General features: G+C 38.0%; 18 protein-coding genes. 2 read left to right on the plus strand and 16 right to left on the minus strand.

Going from position 1 to position 18,440, the window contains the following annotated elements:
• Nucleotides 1–139 precede the first annotated feature (139 nt).
• The 11 genes from ACEN36_RS05870 to ACEN36_RS05920 form a co-directional block, all read right to left on the minus strand.
• Complete coding sequence (locus ACEN36_RS05870; RefSeq protein ID WP_407096473.1) at nucleotides 140–790, minus strand: GntR family transcriptional regulator; 651 nt, start codon at nucleotides 788–790, stop codon at nucleotides 140–142.
• Between the two features lie 550 nt (nucleotides 791–1,340).
• A complete protein-coding gene (locus tag ACEN36_RS05875) occupies nucleotides 1,341–2,231 on the minus strand; it encodes a DMT family transporter (protein ID WP_407102688.1) in 891 nt (296 codons plus the stop codon).
• 138 nt (nucleotides 2,232–2,369) lie between these two features.
• Nucleotides 2,370–3,668: an adenylosuccinate lyase gene (gene purB / locus ACEN36_RS05880; protein ID WP_407096475.1), complete on the minus strand. Its 1,299-nt coding sequence runs from the start codon at nucleotides 3,666–3,668 to the stop codon at nucleotides 2,370–2,372.
• 178 nt (nucleotides 3,669–3,846) lie between these two features.
• The gene (locus ACEN36_RS05885; protein ID WP_407102689.1) at nucleotides 3,847–4,968 is read right to left on the minus strand and encodes a 5-(carboxyamino)imidazole ribonucleotide synthase; all 1,122 of its coding nucleotides are present in this window, start codon (nucleotides 4,966–4,968) and stop codon (nucleotides 3,847–3,849) included.
• Between the two features lie 23 nt (nucleotides 4,969–4,991).
• Nucleotides 4,992–5,549, minus strand: coding sequence for a DUF2179 domain-containing protein (locus tag ACEN36_RS05890; RefSeq protein ID WP_407096477.1), 558 nt, complete (start codon nucleotides 5,547–5,549; stop codon nucleotides 4,992–4,994).
• Nucleotides 5,550–5,671: 122 nt separating this feature from the next.
• Nucleotides 5,672–6,244, minus strand: a complete 573-nt coding sequence (locus ACEN36_RS05895) for a xanthine phosphoribosyltransferase (RefSeq protein WP_407096478.1) — start codon at nucleotides 6,242–6,244, stop codon at nucleotides 5,672–5,674.
• Between the two features lie 310 nt (nucleotides 6,245–6,554).
• The gene (locus ACEN36_RS05900; protein WP_407126163.1) at nucleotides 6,555–7,907 is read right to left on the minus strand and encodes a hemolysin family protein; all 1,353 of its coding nucleotides are present in this window, start codon (nucleotides 7,905–7,907) and stop codon (nucleotides 6,555–6,557) included.
• A 135-nt stretch (nucleotides 7,908–8,042) separates the two neighbouring features.
• Nucleotides 8,043–10,088, minus strand: a complete 2,046-nt coding sequence (locus tag ACEN36_RS05905) for a penicillin-binding transpeptidase domain-containing protein (RefSeq protein ID WP_407126164.1) — start codon at nucleotides 10,086–10,088, stop codon at nucleotides 8,043–8,045.
• A 226-nt stretch (nucleotides 10,089–10,314) separates the two neighbouring features.
• Nucleotides 10,315–10,944 (minus strand): glycoside hydrolase family 73 protein, encoded by a 630-nt coding sequence (locus tag ACEN36_RS05910; protein ID WP_407126165.1) that lies wholly within the window; start codon nucleotides 10,942–10,944, stop codon nucleotides 10,315–10,317.
• 39 nt (nucleotides 10,945–10,983) lie between these two features.
• Entirely contained in the window at nucleotides 10,984–11,796 is an 813-nt protein-coding gene (locus tag ACEN36_RS05915; protein ID WP_407096482.1) for a D-alanyl-D-alanine carboxypeptidase family protein, read from the minus strand.
• Nucleotides 11,797–11,910: 114 nt separating this feature from the next.
• Entirely contained in the window at nucleotides 11,911–12,447 is a 537-nt protein-coding gene (locus tag ACEN36_RS05920; protein ID WP_407126166.1) for a hypothetical protein, read from the minus strand.
• Between the two features lie 172 nt (nucleotides 12,448–12,619).
• Between ACEN36_RS05920 and ACEN36_RS05925 the strand changes: the two genes are divergently transcribed.
• Together ACEN36_RS05925 and ACEN36_RS05930 are read left to right on the plus strand one after the other, a co-directional pair.
• Complete coding sequence (locus ACEN36_RS05925) at nucleotides 12,620–13,285, plus strand: hypothetical protein (protein WP_407096484.1); 666 nt, start codon at nucleotides 12,620–12,622, stop codon at nucleotides 13,283–13,285.
• A 98-nt stretch (nucleotides 13,286–13,383) separates the two neighbouring features.
• Entirely contained in the window at nucleotides 13,384–14,352 is a 969-nt protein-coding gene (locus tag ACEN36_RS05930) for a Gfo/Idh/MocA family protein (protein WP_407126167.1), read from the plus strand.
• A 78-nt stretch (nucleotides 14,353–14,430) separates the two neighbouring features.
• Here ACEN36_RS05930 and ACEN36_RS05935 read toward each other — a convergent pair whose 3' ends face one another.
• From ACEN36_RS05935 to ACEN36_RS05955, 5 genes are read right to left on the minus strand one after another with little or no spacing between them, the layout of a single operon-like run.
• Nucleotides 14,431–15,081: a CBS domain-containing protein gene (locus tag ACEN36_RS05935; protein WP_407096486.1), complete on the minus strand. Its 651-nt coding sequence runs from the start codon at nucleotides 15,079–15,081 to the stop codon at nucleotides 14,431–14,433.
• A gap of 3 nt (nucleotides 15,082–15,084) precedes the next feature.
• Nucleotides 15,085–15,789: an ABC transporter ATP-binding protein gene (locus tag ACEN36_RS05940; protein WP_407096487.1), complete on the minus strand. Its 705-nt coding sequence runs from the start codon at nucleotides 15,787–15,789 to the stop codon at nucleotides 15,085–15,087.
• Nucleotides 15,790–16,563: an ABC transporter ATP-binding protein gene (locus ACEN36_RS05945; RefSeq protein ID WP_407102695.1), complete on the minus strand. Its 774-nt coding sequence runs from the start codon at nucleotides 16,561–16,563 to the stop codon at nucleotides 15,790–15,792.
• Nucleotides 16,563–17,534: a branched-chain amino acid ABC transporter permease gene (locus tag ACEN36_RS05950; RefSeq protein ID WP_407096489.1), complete on the minus strand. Its 972-nt coding sequence runs from the start codon at nucleotides 17,532–17,534 to the stop codon at nucleotides 16,563–16,565. Before ACEN36_RS05950 ends, ACEN36_RS05945 begins: the two co-directional genes overlap by 1 nt.
• A gap of 9 nt (nucleotides 17,535–17,543) precedes the next feature.
• Nucleotides 17,544–18,422: a branched-chain amino acid ABC transporter permease gene (locus tag ACEN36_RS05955; protein WP_407096490.1), complete on the minus strand. Its 879-nt coding sequence runs from the start codon at nucleotides 18,420–18,422 to the stop codon at nucleotides 17,544–17,546.
• Nucleotides 18,423–18,440: the final 18 nt, after the last annotated feature.

Here is an 18,440-nt window from a genome sequence, read left to right on the forward strand (position 1 = left end):
TAGTTTGATTCTTCTTTGAGTACGATACGAAAAACTTCAAATTTATCATAAAAAAAGCACATCACTCTTTATACTTTCGCATAAGAAATCAATAAGAACTCTTCATTTCTGAAAAGTTCTTTCTTTTTAAATACTGTTGTTAAATCCCTTGAATGATTGCTAGAGAGAGTTGATTCAACAAAATACGGATTTCTTTCCGTGCATATGCATATCGAGATTCGGATAAATATTTTGTCAGTTGGGTTAAATATTTTACTTTCAATTCTCTTGATTCAGATAAAACAACTTGAATTTCTGCATTTTTTTGATGTGTTAAAGAGCGCAGCGTATCCATAAATAAAGTCACGTTATATGTATTCTTTGCGTAACGAACAAATTCTTGCCAATATTTTATTTCGGCAACATAGAATTCTGTTTCTTGTCGCTTTCCTGTTAAACGAGCTAATGACTCCACACAATTTTCCAGTTCTGAAACATCGAACACAATCTCTCTGATTTGAATTTGATGCAAATAATTGTTTAGGATCATCTCAATAAATCCAAGTCTGTCTTGAAAGCCTTTATCATCAATGGACGGTTCTTGAATAGAAGCGCCTTTATGAGGGATAATCTCTAATACGTCTTCTGCTTGAAGACGTAAAAAAGCTCTTCTTATAGGCGTACGGCTGATACCCAATTCTTGAGACAAATCTTGCTCTGTAATGTGGGTTTTAGGCAGCCATTGCCTTGTCTCGATTTTTTCCTTAATGTACAAATATGCTTGTGTTTCCAAGTTCTTTGACTTCACCATTTCGCTTCTTCACCTACTTTATTTTCTTACACCTGTCATTTTGTTTTATCCATCCTAAATACAAAAACAATTTTGTGTATTTTCTATCTTAGTTGATTATAAGTACTTTCACTACAATATTCAATACCATTCTTTGCACAATTAACTACAAAACAACTCTGTAGGCACATTTCTCTTTTTAATCCGTTGAACACTCTGCTAGGTAATCACTACTATTCTCTACATGGAGAAATTTTGAACGCATTTCAACAATTTTTTGCTGCTATGTTTAAACCATTAGTCACTAATATAGAAAATCTCCCTAACTGACGTTAATAACTTCATCATAAATCACTAACTAGGATCCTCAGCTCATCAGTTAAAAGCATAACTTCACAAAATTTACAAAAAGAAAACCTTTCCCTAACCTCTTTTTTATAATCCTATGGTAACTTTTAACTAGTGTTGACTATTACTAATTGTTCTATCTAGTTTTTTTGGATAGGACTTACCCCTTTAGGAACTGTTTGTGCCCACAAACAGTTCCCTTTTTGTCTCTTGCTGATCCACTCTATCCCATAGTAGGTTTTGATTTAGGTATCCCTTGCCAATCACTGATAAATGCAGCTCCTAATACAAATACTCCGCCAATAAACTGGACCAAACTCAGGTGTTCATTTAAGAAAATAGTTGAAAACAGAATAGCCGATACAGGATCGATGTAACTTAGCATAGCAGTTGTCTGCCCTTTTAAATAAGGAATAGAAGAAAAAAACATGACATACGTGATGCCGGTATGAACGATCCCTAAGATAACTAAATAAGGCAACGATGCAATAGGCATACTCAACAGATCAAACCCTTCCGTAAAAAAGACGTAAGGGATCAATATTCCGGTAGCAATCAATAATTGAAAGAATGTACTCTGCAATCCTGAAAATCCTTTCAAAAACTTATTGCTGATCATCATACCGGCATAAAACACTGCTGCAGCTAAACCAAAAGCAATTCCTTTAAGAGGATCAGAGTTCCCCACACTGGATATACCTCCACTATTGACGATCATAAACATCCCCGACATAGCTATTCCAATGCAGCTCACCTTTTTCACCGTTAATTTTTCTTTCAACAATACTGCAGAAACCAACACCACAAAAACAGGAGCAAAGTAATAACTCAATGTTGCATTGGAAATAGTTGTGTAACGATACGACTCAAACAATAACAGCCAGTTTACTCCAATTGCACCACCCGAAAAAAGCAATGCCAGGCTATTTTTTTTAACGAGCCGCCAAGAAATTTTCTCCCGTTTTACAACCAATACTATTCCTATAAACAAGCAACCAAGCAGTCCTCTAGAAAGAGCGATCTCACTAGAAGACAGTTGAATCCGTTTAACAAATAACCCCATAGAGCCAAAAATGAACATTGCAGTCATTACATTGTATTTTGCTTTTTTCACGGCCGCACCAGCTTCTTTTTTTTATGTTTGCGCAGACAAACAGAAGCCCAACTCAATTATTGGCTCCTGTTTTTAAAAGAATTCACTTGTTGTTCTCATTGTTTCTTATTTCATCATGAAAGTATGCCCCTCACGAGCTTAATCACCCAGTCCTAAACGTTCAAATACCTTGTCGACATTTTTTAAATGGTAATGATAGTCAAAAGCATCATCCAGTTCTTCTTTAGACAAAACTTCTGTGATACGCTCATCTTGCTCCAACAAAGGTCTGAACTGAGTTTGTTCATCCCATGCAATAGCGGTTTTCGGCTGCACTAGATCATAGGCTGCTTCACGGCTCATCCCTTTATCAATCAACTTCAACAATACGCGTTGGCTGTAAATCAGGCCAAATGTAGCCTCCATATTCCGCAACATATTTTCCGGAAGAACGGTGAGTTTTTTCACAATATTTCCAAAACGATTCAACATATAATTCAATAGAATCGTAGAATCTGGGATAATGATACGCTCTGCTGAAGAATGTGAAATATCTCTTTCATGCCATAAGCTGACATTTTCATAAGCTGTGATCATATGACCTCTAATTACACGCGCTAATCCAGTCACATTTTCAGAGCCAATAGGGTTTCGTTTATGAGGCATTGCAGAGGACCCTTTTTGTCCTTTTGCAAAAAATTCTTCCACTTCACGTGTTTCTGACTTTTGCAATCCGCGAATTTCCGTTGCAAATCGTTCAATACTGGTTGCGATCAAAGAAATAGAAGCGACGTATTCTGCGTGCAAATCACGAGGCAAGACCTGCGTAGAAATTTCTTGAGCGCGAATGCCTAGATGTGTGCAGACATATTCTTCTACTTCCAACGGCGTATTCGCAAATGTTCCCACTGCACCACTGATTTTTCCAGCTTCAACACCTTTAGCAGCATGTTCAAAACGCTCAATATGACGTTTCATTTCAGAATACCAAGTTCCTAGTTTCAAACCAAATGTAGTAGGCTCCGCATGTACACCGTGCGTTCTTCCCATCATAACAGTGTACTTATGTTCTTTGGCTTTTTCTCCAACAATAACTAAAAAGTTTTGCAAATCTTGGCGTAAAATATCATTTGCTTGTTTGAGTAAATACCCATACGCCGTATCCACCACATCAGTGCTTGTCAATCCGTAATGAACCCATTTGCGTTCTTCACCTAAAGTTTCAGAAACAGCTCGTGTAAATGCCACCACATCATGACGTGTCTCCAGTTCAATCTCAAGAATACGTTCCACATCAAAAGAGGCATTTTTTCGTATTTGTTCTGCATCCTCTTTTGGAATTTCTCCTAATTCCGCCCATGCTTCATCTGCCAAAATCTCAACTTCCAGCCAAGCTTTGTAACGATTCTCATCAGTCCAAATAGCTCCCATTTCAGGTCTCGTATAACGTTCAATCATTTTGTAATCTCCTCAATTCTGAGTTTTGCCTCATTCATCTATCAAATGAATTTTCAATCCATTTTTTCTGACAGTATTAGTTTAGCAGTATGGACATCATCTGTCATGAATTATCTAACTTTTTTATAAAAAAAAAGACCAGTGCAGATTACCTGCATTGGTCTATCCATTAATCCTTTTAAAGCAGAATTCCCGTATCCCTTAGCAAATTAAGCGCAGACTCAATATCCTCCGTTAAAACAGTGATGTGTCCAATAGCTTGATGCTCAGTAGATTCTTTGACACCATAATAATAAAAGTGCCAATTGGGTTTAAGTTGAAGCTGATTTTCTACCTCTGTTTGATTCTCATTCAATGTTTTTACAGTGATTGCTCGAGAAAGCAACTTTATCTCTGGCAAAGGCCATCCGCAAATCGCACGGATATGACTGTCAAAAAGAGAAGTAGAGCAAGCATCTAATGTACTCAAGCCACTGTCATGAATAGTTGGAGTAATATCATCCACATAGAGAGCCCCACTTGACGTTAATAGCAGTTCAACAGTAAGTGTACCGACTAAATTGCTTCTTTCAGCGATCAACTGTCCAATCCGTTTCACTTCTTCATCTACTTCTTCAGTGATATGAGCAGGAAAAATAGTTTCATACAGTAAGTCGTTACGGTACAAGTTCTCAGAAACGGGAAAAATACGCATTTCTCCTTTAGCGTTTTTGACCACAGACACCGACAATTGTCTTTCAAATGGAATTAACGCTTCTAAAATGCACGTTCCATGAACAAGCAATGATTTACTGCGCTCAAAATCTTCTTCGCTATACAAAATCACTTTTTGTTTCTTGCTTTTATCTCGATGCAGGGTCTTTAACGCACAAGGAAATCCTAGTTCTCTGCTCGCTGATTCTATATCTTCAGCTGATACAATCGTCGCATACGGTGCAATATTAAAATTGGCTGCTTCTAAATAAGCTTTTTCCAATATTCTATCTTGAGCAATATCCAATAACTCTGTTCCTTGAGGAAAAGCTACTGTTCTAGAAACTCTTCGTGCTGATTCAGGAAATACATGCTCAGCCTCCATCGTTACCACGTCACACTTAAACGCCATCTCGGTTAGAAGATTAGGATCATTGATATCTCCGACCAATTGCCAATCAGCTGCTTGTGCTGCTGAACATTCAGGCATCGGATCAAGAATGCCTACTCGATAGCCCATTTTTTTTGCAGCTAACGCCAGCATTCTCCCTAAAACTCCTCCACCAATGATTCCTATTGTTTTATCAGGAGTTATCACATTTGCCACGATTCATCCCTACCTTCTTAATCTTACTCTTTTTGTTCCATTTTGATTTCTTTTCTTCTTTTCTTCACGCGTTTTGTCCAAAATCCACCGCTGATGTATTTCGGTTCATAAGAAATAACAAATGCTTTAGGAGCCAATTCTTCAATTTGCTGATACAATTTCCGTTCCGTCTTCCGAAGTGTAAGAATTTCTAACACCATCCGGTCGCCTTCTTTGCCCAATGCAAAACTGGTTGTTACTCCATATCCGAGTTCGCGCAACTTACTAGGTATATCGTTCTCAATCGAAGGAATAATAGCTGTTACCATGATGTAACCCAATGCTAAGTATTCTTCGATTTTCATTCCTGCAAGAATACCGACACCATATCCTAAAGCATATACAAATATGTTCACGAAATTGTCTAAACGATCCAATACGAGTCCTAAACCAACGATGTAGATAGTCACTTCCAGCATAGACAGCAAAGGTGCAGCTAATCGATAACCTTTCATCGTCAGCATCATTCGAATTGTCATCAACGTTACATAACTGACATTGATCACAAAAATCACCAGTAATAATCCTAAATCTATTTCCATTTAATAGTGTACTCTCCTCTTCTGAAAATCTCCTACTGCAAGTTAACTCATACAGTTTCCTATAATGATAACATTAGGCTATATCGCTTCATAAATCAAACGCAAAGTATTCTGTCACACGATTAATCAGCAAACCTGACTTCACCATTTGTCAGCGATTGGATTCTGGCTAAGGAATAAATTTCCATTCCTTTTTCTTCCAGTAACGCACGGCCGGTTTGAAAGGATTTTTCAATAACGATTCCGATACCTGCAACTGATACGTCCAATTGTTGACAAATTTCCATTAAACCCAATGCAGCTTGTCCATTGGCTAAAAAATCATCGATGATCAAAACAGTATCTTGCTCACTTAAAAATGTTTTTGAAATCGAAATGCTGTAATTTGTTTGCTTTGTAAATGAATAGACGTCAGCTATCGCCAATTCATCAGTCATTGTGATTCCTACATTCTTTTTCGCTACGATTACTGGGACATTTAAAGAGATACCCGCAAAAACAGCTGGAGCGATTCCAGAAGCTTCAATTGTAATGATTTTTGTGATGCCTTTGTGTTTAAAGTAATTGCCAAACTCTTCGCCAATGGCTTTCATTAGTTGAGGATCGATTTGATGGTTGATAAAACTATCTACTTTCAAAACCCCTTCACTTAATACACGACCATCTTGAACTATTTTTTCCTCAAGTAATTTCATTTTTCTATTTTCCCCCTACAATTTTTTAGAGCTCTTCATCTTCTAACGTTAAAAGAAATGATTTTTTACTTACCAACGTCAAATAGTGCAGAATCCTTTTTAGAGCGTGGAGCAAGGCGTTTAGACTCTCGTAGAGTTCTCTTTTTCCAATTGAAATCATAGAGAGTCTATCTTGCGCAACACGTTTAAGACAAGTCCGTGAAGCAAGAATTGGATACCAGATACCAAAATCGCTTCAAAGTCTAAATTTGTATACAAATAGTAATAGAATAAAAGGTTAAACCAGTGGCTGGTTTAACCCTTTATGCGTTTATTCTTCTTCGTCTTGCGAAGGCTCATCAATTTCTTTTTTTTCATCTATAATTTCAACGATTATATTACTGATACGTGAAGATTCTATTTCATTTGCTTTAAGTAAGAAGTTCCCATACTCTACAAATGCGTCATCTCCATCTCGTGGTATGTTTCCATATTCAATAATAAAGAAACCGGCAATAGTATCCACATCAGAAGACTCGATATTGGTGTCAAAAAACTCATTGAATTTTGACAATTGAGTAGATCCATCTACTAAGTAGCGGTTATCATTGATTTTTTCGATCAAGGCATAGACCTCGTCATACTCATCGTCAATATCTCCCACAATTTCTTCTACAACATCTTCTAATGTAACGATACCAACTACTCCACCATATTCATCGTTCAATATAGCCATTTGATTTCGTGTTCTTCTTAGTTCATAAATCAAATCATCGATATAGATGGTTTCTGGAACAAATAAAGGTTCATTTAATACATCTTTTAAATCAATTTCATCAATATTACGGTTTCGGCTTTCTCTTAACAAGTTTTTGACATGAATGATCCCGATAATATTGTCTTTATCTTCAAAATAAACAGGAATACGTGAATAAGGTATATCTAAAAGTTTAGGGATGTTTTCCTCGTTCCCATCATCATAATCAATCATAAAAGTGTCCGTTCTAGGAACCATGACTTCTTTAGCCATTTTGGTATCTAGAGATAACACACCTTTCAACATTGAAAATTCAGCTATATCAATCGCTTCGTCTTTTTGACTTTGATCCAAATAAGAACGGAATTCGTCACGCGTCATCTTCTCTTCTTCTTCAGAAAACTCAATTGGTGTAATTTTCTTCAGCAGGTTTGTTGATAAAGATAAAAGTTTTACAAAAGGCATCATAAACTTTTGTACCCCTAATATAATACCAGCAGTACCAAGAGCAACACTTTCTGAACGCTGTAACGCAACGGTCTTTGGAAACAGTTCTCCAAATACAAGCGTGATATACGAAATAATAATTGTCACAATCACAACGGCAATGGTTTGAGCACCAGGAATATTTCCTAATAACGGTGTAAAACGATTAGCTAAAGAGGTAGCCGCAGAGGCACTGTTTAAGAAACCTGCTAACGTAATGGCTACTTGTATGGTAGATAAAAAGTTGTCTGAATTGGCTAACAATTTCAGCACATTCTTCGCTTTCTTATCTCCATCGATAGCTTTTTCGTTTATTTTCCCTTTGTCTAAAGAAACAAAGGCCATTTCTGCTGCTGCGAACAACGCATTGATTGCGGTTAATACTACAATTAAAATTATCTGGACACTCAGTGACGAATCACTTCCCGAGTCTGGGGCCATTTAACATCTTCTCCTTTAAATATATAGATACAAATTTTTATATCACTTAAAACATCATTAATGTACCATTTTTTATAAATTATTTCAACATTTGATTCTCATCATTTTTTAATCAAACATTCGTCCGATTATAATTTATTGCAGTAGTGTAGGCATTTCCTGCAACAGAGGTTTCAAAATGGTAATCACTTCTCCACTCGTTCTTCCTTCAACTAAACCAATCATGACATAAGAGTTTTCATCTGCATCAAAAGCCATAATAAATCCATTGTCCTCGTTCTCTTCCAGACCCTGGAATTCAGCCGTTCCTGTTTTGGCACCAACAGTATATGGAAGATCAGCTAACTGATGTGCTGTCCCATTTTGATTATCCACTACTTCCAATAAATAAGAACGAATCAATTCAGCAGATTCAGCCGTTACAACTTGCTTCGTTTCGTTTGTTTCCTGGTCACTGGTTAGCTTTGGATAAATCAAATTTCCACCGTTGACAAATGGGCTGTACGATACCACTTGCTGAACCGGACTCATCAACAATTCTCCTTGTCCATAGGCTGTATCCGCCAATAAAAGTTCTGTATCTAGTGTACCTGAATTAGACAATTGAGCAGGTTCCATTGAAAATGGCAGATTTAAACTTTCGCCAAAAATGAATTTCGCCATTCCGTTTTCAACAGTTTCTTGTCCCATCTCCAAAGCTTCTTGAGCAAAGAAAATATTGTCTGAGTAAACTAGCGCATCTTTCAAAGTAACTTCAGGTACTACAGTCACACGGTGAACAGAGTAATTTCCCCAAGATGCATTGGCTTGCCAAGTATCTCCTTCTATCTCATGGACTTCTTCTGGAGTTGTGATCCCCGAATCTAGCCCTATCCCTGCTGTGATCATCTTAAATGTTGAACCGGGAGCAAATCGAGCTGCGTATCGCGCTAAGAAAGGAGAATTTTCATCATCCAGATAAGCTTGATAAGCTTCATTTGTGATTCCGCGAGTCATTAAACCAGCGTCATAAGATGGTGTACTGGCAAGAGCCAATAAACTTCCGTCTTCAGGATTCATCACTACTACAGATCCATTGACTCCTTCAAGTTCCTCATAGGCTTTTTGTTGAACATCAGCATCGATCGTTAATTGAACATCTTCTCCATTGGTAATTTCAGCTTCTTTTAAAACAGTCTTTGTTTCTCCTTGGACATCGTTCAAAACGATTTTTCCGCCTATCTTACCTCTCAACTGTGCATCAAATGCGGCTTCTAGTCCTGATTTTCCAATCATATCCCCAGCTGCTAAAGCAGGATTATTTTCCACATCTTCAGCCGATACTTCTCCTACATAACCAATCAAATGAGCTGCTGCTTCATTCAAAGGATACGTGCGCATAGATAATTCTTGATAGACAACGCCTGTAGCCTGAACAGAATCTTCCGTAGCCATTACTTTAAACGGCACAAATGAATCCCCAGTGACCCAACTTTGTCCTAAAAGTTCTTCCAAGTGCTCCAATGGAACTTCAAAAGTTTCACTGATTTGAGTTAGATTTTCTGTCCTTGCTTCCCCTTCACCTAAAAGCGATGGATGCAATCCAGCTTGTAACCATGTGCCCGCTATAGCTAAAGGATCTCCATCCTTGTCCAAAATATTCCCACGTTCGCCTTTTGAAAATTGCGCATCGACCGTATCTCCTGGTTCCATACCTGGTACAATCAAGTTTGGATTCCAATCGACTGTAAAATCTCCTTCTTCATTCTTTGTCAAAGAAGCTGAGTAGACCAGTTCTTCTATAGCTCCTATTGGAGACGTCAAATTTAATTGATAAGAAAAATCATAAGTGTCATCCGTCTCATTTTCATCAAAGACAACATTAGTTGCCTCAACGTTACTGATCTGCATTTCATTAAATGTCGATTGGTATAATTCAGTCAGTTGTTCTCGGGTATAGCCCGCATCTACTAAAGTAGATTCCGTTGTACTATTGGCTAAAGCAGCAAAATCCTGTGCTTCTAAGTACCCGATAAATTCTTGTGATTTCTCTTCTGCAGCTTCTGTGTCTGAGCCTTTGCCATTGAAGTAAGACCATGCCATCCAACTGATCCCGCCGATCACAGCTGCTATAACGACTACAATAATTCCCCATAATGCCAAACTTAATTTCAACTTCTTTTTTGGTTTGTTTGCTGACATAGATCTCTAATCTCCTTTAGTCTATTTCCTCATTTCTTCACATCTTTAAATTAAGTTGGTTCTTTTAGATCTTCAAACAAGACAGTATAATGACTTCCGCAACCTAGATCAATTTAACTGAAAGGCCAAGTCAATTGGCAAAAAAAGATACATGACCATTGGCGTAAAGCGCCGTTAATCATTCTCCCTTTTTGCATCATTGCTGTCGAGACCTTTTAGCTTCCTGTCAATCATCGTATTGATGGAGTTGGTATTGTTCGATCAGATCGATAAGTTTTTGGGCATACGTCGGATCGGTTGCGTATCCATTATCCTGCAAGGCTTGTGCTGCTTCTTTATAATTATCAGCTGCCAGGACGGTCGTATATTGTTCCGCATTCCAATCTGTTCCATTTACGAACAATAAGGCATGATCATCCATCGATTGCTGCCAGCTTTCATATTTTCTAAACGGCGCTTTTATTTCGATCCATTCACCATCAACAAATTCTTTCGTCTGCATCATTTCTGTATTATCTGGATCACTGCCTTTTATCCCATAAAGATTTTTACTTTCGGTTGCTAATTCACTGGTGCCCCAGTCCGATTCTAGAATAGCTTGTCCTATACTGATACTAGGCAGCAGTTTATATTCTTTTTGCAGCGTTTTAGCATGACCGGATATTTGAACAATAAATTCTTCTTTTTCTCGGCTCGAATTCAGCGGCTCAATGACAGACTTGCCTAAAACAGCTAACGCGCCGAAGAAAACAAAAAATAATAGAAACAGCGCAATTAAAATGCGACTAGGGAAAAAACGTCTTTGTCTGCTCTTTCTTTTTCGGTATGCAGTTTGTTTCTTTTTTTGTTGCACCAACGCAGTTTCTCCTTCCTGATTACTTGTACCCTCAAATAATTACCTCACTTCTGTTTTCCCAGCTTTTTCAAGCAGCTCAATATACTCTTCTAAAGCTAAATCATATTTTTGGATAAATTGAGCATTTTCTACCCCCACATAACGGAAATGCCAAGACTCATACTCTATTCCCGTAGCTTCTTCTTTGTCTTTTGGAAAACGCAAGATAAAGCCATAATCTGCAGCGGTATCCGCTAACCAATGTTGAGATTCCTGCGTATCATATTCTGGAACTAATCCTTTTCCAGCATTTAACCATTCGCTGTCTATCATATCTAAAGCTAATCCAGTGTGATGTTCACTACCTCCTGGAACAGCAATGTAATCTTCTGTCATTTTAGTAGCTTCTTCTTCTGAATAGCCTTCATTGATATACTGTTGGATACTATTGTTGTAGTTTGCTCTTTGTCGGTCTACAGAACGGTAAGAAGAGGCCAAAAAGATATTGTATCCAGCTTCAGAAGCCGCGTTCATCCAATTCTCATAAGGCTCCATGATGCGCGCATCGATTTCTTTTTGATCCGCCGCTTCCTCCAATGGAATTTCCAGCGTTTCATCGATCGGATTCCAATTGTTCACTAAAATAAGATTCCAGTCTTTTGTGGAAACATCTGGTAATTCTGCCATCATCGCTTTTTCTTTCTCTTCTTCAGGCGACAAAGTTGATTCCGATCTTGCTTGTGATTCTTCTATTGTGCTGCTCACTTCACTATTCGCCGAGCTGGATGATTCATTCTGTGAAGTAGTGAATTCAGATTGACAACCCGCCAACAATAATGCTGCAACTGTTGTCATCAATATTTTCAATTTCATTGCTTATAGGACTCCGTTCATTTTATGATCATTGTTTGTACTCACTCTATTTTATAGTAAAATTTCTTCTTTTCAACCTACTTGGGCCCTATTTTTTTAATTGAAAACCATCCATTACTCTGTTTGATTGATAACTGGAGGAGCGACATTTTGATTAAACCACTCCAAAAGATCTTGTTTTTCTGTCTTTATTTGCTGTTGAACGATTCCAGGCAAATGCAGTTCAATACGATCTTTGTAACTCCAGAAATCGTAACCGATTTCAATTTGAACGATCGTCTGATTTATTTTGCGATGGACAGGTTCTTTTGTCTCACCTTGATTGTCACGGATTTCAATTGTTGCTAACCCGCTTTTTATCCACTTTTTTGCCACATGATATTTCATAGTCATGTATTCAGCGACAGGGCTTTCAGCTACTTCAGAAATAAGGATGGCATTGCGACAAACTTTTTGGACCAGCATCCATTCATAATCTGTAAATAATTGAGCGATTTTACTCATATTTTCTGCTTTTAATCCTTGGTTCCCTTTTTTCCAGCGATCCCAACTTTGAGGAGAGATTCCTAATTGAGAAGAATAAAAAGCTTTTTCAGTTACATATTGTTCTTTCACTGCTCCTAAAACGATTTCTACTAGTGCTTCATGCATAAAAATCATTCCTCCTGATGAATAATGTTTGCTGTTTCATTTATATTTACATAATACACCTATTACGTTACTTTCTAAAGTTTTACTTACTGATAAGTCAACTAGTTGACCTGAAAACGGCAACTCTATATGGTTAAATTAGTAAGACAATTCAAAAAGGGGAATGATGTCTATGATCGATACTATTTTATTTTTTGGTTACTTTGCTGCTTATTCGGTACTGCTGATTTGGACAATCAAATTAGCGGTCCAATACGGATGGAAAAGCTTATCAAATTTACTGATTCTGGTTATCGTAGGGTTAGTCTATGACAATTTGATACTGGCTTTGGGAAGTTTTATTGGTGAAGGAAACTTACTGGAGAATCTAAGTTACCCTCGATTCTACATGCACGCCTTTTTCACGCCACTGCTTGTCCTCTTTTCTTTGAGTACATTAAAAAGGTCCGGCGTACAGTGGGCGTTTAAAAAATCCATTGGCATGGCGTTTTATTTGATTACATTGTGTTTGATGCTGTACGAATTAATAGTTGAAGTGCGAGGACTAGCGCTCATATCTAATTGGCAATACGGTGGTTTAAGTTACAGTAATGCTGAGGCTGCAAGCGGCGTTCCAGTAATGGTGCTGATTGTTTCTATTGTTTTGATTATCTCTTCTATCTTTGTCTGGCGTAAACAAGGATGGATATGGTTCTTCATAGGAATAGGAATCATGTTCCTTGGGAATGCCTTTCCTCTTTCAGTACCCAGTGCGGCTTTGACTAACGCATTTGAACTCATCTTGATTCTAGCTTTATTTTTCACTAAACAGTTTCAAGATAGACGTGCGACGCCCTAAAGGATTTTTTCGCAGCATATTTAGACTGTACTTCTTTTGTCGAATAAGCAATAATGGAAGCGGAACGATTTTATCATTGAAGGGAGTTTCTAAAAAATATGACAACAATTAATTGGGGAATCATCGGATTAGGAGATATAGCATCCAGTTTTGCTGCTGCTTTTAATGTAGAAAATGCAACATTATTAGCTGCTGCTTCTCGAAATTTAGATAAAGCTAATGCGTTTGCTGAAAAACATTCTATTCCAAAAGCTTACGGCAATTACGAGGAGATGCTGTTTGATCCAGATATTGATGTAATTTATATCGCTACGCCGCACAGCCACCACGCTCAGTATATTTTAAAAAGTCTAAAAGCCGGAAAACATGTCTTGTGCGAAAAAGCTATCACCATGAGCAATAAAGAATTAGACGAGGCACTTGCTTTAGCAAAAGAAAAAGAGTTGGTTTTAACTGAAGCCATGACCATCTACCACATGCCTCTTTTCCACAAATTAAAAGACATCATCGCTACTGGAAAACTGGGCAAATTAAAAATGATTCAAGCCTCTTTCGGGAGTTTAAAAGAAGCTGATCCAACAAATCGTTTCTTCAACAAAGATATTGCCGGTGGTGCTTTACTGGATATTGGCGTTTATGCTTTAGCGTTCACTCGTTTCTTTTTATCCAGTCAACCAACAGAAGTTCTGACTACCATGAATCCATATGAAACAGGTGTAGATGAACAATCTGCGATCATCTTAAAGAATAAAGACAATGAAATCGCCGTTGTGAGTTTAACTTTTCGTGCTAAGATGCCTAAAGTAGGTATAGTCGCTTTTGAAAACGGCTATATCACGGTTCAAGACTACCCTCGGGCAAGTAAAGCTACAATCACTTATCCGGATGGTACTTCAGAAGAAATCGATGCTGGGGATTCAGCTGAAGCCCTAAATTATGAGATAGACTTAATGACTCAAAATGTTTTGCATAAAACGCCTAATGTAAATATGCCCCTGACGCATGGTGTAATGGAAATTATGGATAATTTACGTGAACAATGGGGCTTAACATACGACTTTGAATAGAAAAAACTCTTTACAGCGAAAAAGACTTTCCTTATTCGACTCTTAGTGAGTCATAAGGAAAGTCTTTTTCGTTGCGGCTCAATTGCCTTCTTTGTAGACAGCTGAACTGACTGTATATCCACTAGTCGTTAGTATTTCTTGGATGTCATTCGTGTTCTCGCTATCCATTTGGATAACGACTTGAGTGAATGAATCTTTTCGATATACTGCAATTTGATTGATGCTTACATTAGCTTCCGCTAAAATATTCGTGATGTCTTCTAAGATACCGGGATGGTCCTCTGGTATATCGATCACTACACGACTGCCTTTATTGTTGTATCCTAAAAGATCAATAAATGCTCTAAAAATATCTTTGTCTGTGATGATTCCAACAAGTTGATTTTCATTTTGGACTACCGGCAATACGCCGACTTTTAAATCCCTCATTCTGCTGGCAGCTTCTTCCAGTAAATCTTCTGGACCAATAGTCGGTACTTTACTGCACATGATATCTCCAACAGTCGTTTTCGTCAGTAGGTAATTCAACTCATGGATACTTAAAGAAGTGGCTGTTGAGGGGGAATTATCACTAATGATCTCTTCAGTGATCAATCCTATCATACGGCCATTTTTGACGATCGGCAACCGGTGAAAATCATTCTCCTTCATTAAATCCAACGCTTCTAATACTTTAGTATCTTCTGCAGCAGTAATAACTTCGGTTGTCATGTAATCTTTCACTAACATCTTTTAACCTCCCAAGTAAGCTTTTTGAATAACATCACTTTCTAGCAATTCTTTTCCTGTCCCTGTTTGAACCACATTGCCGGTCTCTAATACGTAACCTCTATTTGCTATCTTTAAAGCCATTTTAGCATTTTGTTCGATCAAGAGTACAGTCGTACCCGTTTGGTTGATCTCTTCAATGATATGAAAAATTTCTTTGATCAATATGGGTGCCAATCCCATAGAAGGTTCATCTAGGAGCAATAACCTTGGTCGGCTCATTAAAGCTCGTCCCATTGCCACCATTTGTTGTTCTCCTCCAGACAAAGTAGCTGCATCTTGCTTCATCCGTTCTTTCAATATAGGGAAACGACTGAAGACATTGTCTAAATCATTTTGTACTTCTGCTCTATCTTTTCTGAGAAAAGCTCCCATTTCCAAATTTTCCATAACGGTCATCCCGCTAAAAATGTGTCGCCCCTCTGGTACTTGAGAGATGCCTTTTTCTACGATTTTTTTAGGTGTTTCTTTCGTAATAGCTGTTCCTTCGTAGAGAATTTCTCCATGACTAGGTTGGTGCAATCCAGAAATAGCTTTTAGAATCGTTGATTTCCCTGCCCCGTTTGCCCCAATCAAAGATACGATCTCGCCTTCATTCACACTAAACGTTACATTTCGAATAGCTTCGATAACTCCATAATGGACTGTTAAATCTTTTACTTCCAGCATTTACTCACCACCTAAATAAGCTTTAATCACTTGGTCATTTGCTTTGATCTCTTCCGGTGTCCCATGGGCAATCATACGACCGTATTCCAATACATAAATACGTTCGCAAACATTCATGACCAAAGACATATCGTGTTCAATCAGTAAAATTGTAATCTCGAAATCTTTTTGAATCTGACGAATCAAAGCTGTAAGATCTGCCGTTTCTTGAGGATTCATCCCTGCAGCCGGTTCGTCTAAAAACAATACTTTAGGTCGGGTAGCCAGTGCTCGCACAATTTCCAGCCTTCTTTGTTCCCCATAAGGCAGGTTTTTAGCGAATTCAGTTACTTTATTTTCCAAACTAAAGATTTTTAACAATTCAATCGCTTCTTGTTTCATCTTTTTTTCTGAAGCATAATAGCTTGGGAAACGCAATATACTTTTTATCGTTCCCACTTTACTTTTTGAGTGCATCGCGATCAATACATTATCCAGTACCGTTAAATCTTTAAACAGGCGAATGTTTTGGAAAGTTCTTCCAAAACCCATATCTGTGATGGTAAACGTTTTTTTCCCAATGACGGATTTCTTTTGACCATCTGTTTCAATATCGATCGTCCCCTCTGAAGGCTCATAAACACCCGTTAACAAATTAAAAAGGGTCGTTTTCCCAGCGCCATTAGGACCGATCAAGCCAACTAATTCATTGCTGTTCAGTTCCAAATTGACATTCGATACGGCAGAAAGCCCGCCAAAATTTTTGGTTAATTTTTTCACTTCTAATAAACTCATTATTTGCCCTCCTCTTGTGTAGTGGATTTACGGCCAAAGAGGCGGAGTATTCCTGATACTGTAAATTCTTGATTTCCTAGTAATCCAGAGGGTTTGAAAATCATGATAATGATCAAAGCTAGTGCGTAGATAATCATACGCAGTGAACCGAATGGTTGTAAAAATACATTTAAAATACCTAGAATAATTGCTGCAATAACTGATCCAGTCACACTTCCAATACCGCCAAAAACCACAATGATTAAAATATCAATGGATTTATTGAATGTAAAATCTCCCGGTCGGATAACACTGAAATAAGATGCATGTAATGCTCCACCGATAGCAGCAGTTGCAGCTCCTAAAACAAAAGCGATCGTCTTGTATTTTGTTGTGTTGATCCCCATCGATTCAGCAGCAATCTCATCTTCACGAATCGAGATCGTAGCTCGTCCAGGACTGCTTCGCGTATAATTGACAACAATCAAAATCGTTAATACGGCAAATACATATATCAAAGGCCATTTAGCTAAATAAGGTATCCCACTTAATCCAGCCGCCCCATTTGTGATCCCTTGCATGTTTACGATCGCAATCCGAATGATTTCAGCTACTCCCAAGGTAGCAATCGCTAAATAATCTCCTTTTAATCGCAATGTTGGAATCCCAACGATCAAAGCAACCACACTGGTTAATATGATCCCTGCTATAATACCTAGAAATAATCCTCCATAATGAGGGAAATATTTAGAGATGATTCCAGCAGTGTAGGCTCCAATCGCCATAAACCCGGCATGACCTAACGAGAACTGTCCTGAAAAACCGATGATCAAGTTTAATCCAACGGCTAATATCACATTGATCAAAATAGTGACCAACGTAATTTCATAGTAAGCACTGATGATTCCAGTTGAAACAGCTAATTGCAGCAGCAAAAAGGCAGCAACAGCTAAAATCAGCCAACCGATATTTGTTTTATTCACTAATTTCATTTTTGCCACCTACACTTTCTCTTTAACATGTTTCCCTAAGATACCTGAAGGACGTATAATCAAAATCAGAATCAAAATTCCATAGACCACTGCATCTCGGATCATTGAATTCCCATATGCACTGACCATGGTTTCAATGATTCCGATAGTCAATCCGCCGATCATCGCTCCCGGGATAATTCCAATTCCTCCAAGAACAGCTGCTACGAAAGCTTTCAAACCAGGAGCTACACCCATCATGGGATCAATAGTATTGTAGTACAAACCAACCAACACTCCTGCCGCTCCTGCTAAAGATGAGCCAAGGAAAAAGGTAAATGAAATCGTATTGTCTACATTGATTCCCATTAATTGAGCGGCTGAAGCATCTGTACTTACTGCTCGCATCGCTTTTCCCATTTTTGTTTTTTGAACGATAAACTGCAATAAAATCATCAAAATAAACGTCGTTCCAAAAATCATCAATTGGATCTGACTGACCTGAATTCCTCCAAAGCTGTACAATGTATTGTCAAGTACTTGAGGAAAGGCTCGAACTTCTGCACCATAAAAATACAGCATCCCATTTTGCAATAAATAAGAAACTCCGATAGCTGTGATCAGCACTGCTATTCGGGTAGCGTTCCGAAGCGGTTTATAGGCGATTCGTTCAATCAATACTCCTAACAACGCACTTAACGCCATCGCCGTTACAAGAGCTGGGAAAAATCCCATCCCAAATGAATTGATCATCGTGTAGCCAACAAACGCTCCTACCATGTATATATCGCCGTGAGCAAAATTAATCAATTTAATAATTCCATAAACCATCGTGTAACCTAACGCAATCAACGCATAAATGCTTCCCAGTGATAAGCCATTTATCATTTGTTGAATAAATGTATCCATTCGGCACCTCTCTTTAAA

It is taken from the genome of Desemzia sp. FAM 23989 (genome assembly GCF_045528345.1).
GTDB lineage: Bacteria > Bacillota > Bacilli > Lactobacillales > Carnobacteriaceae > Desemzia.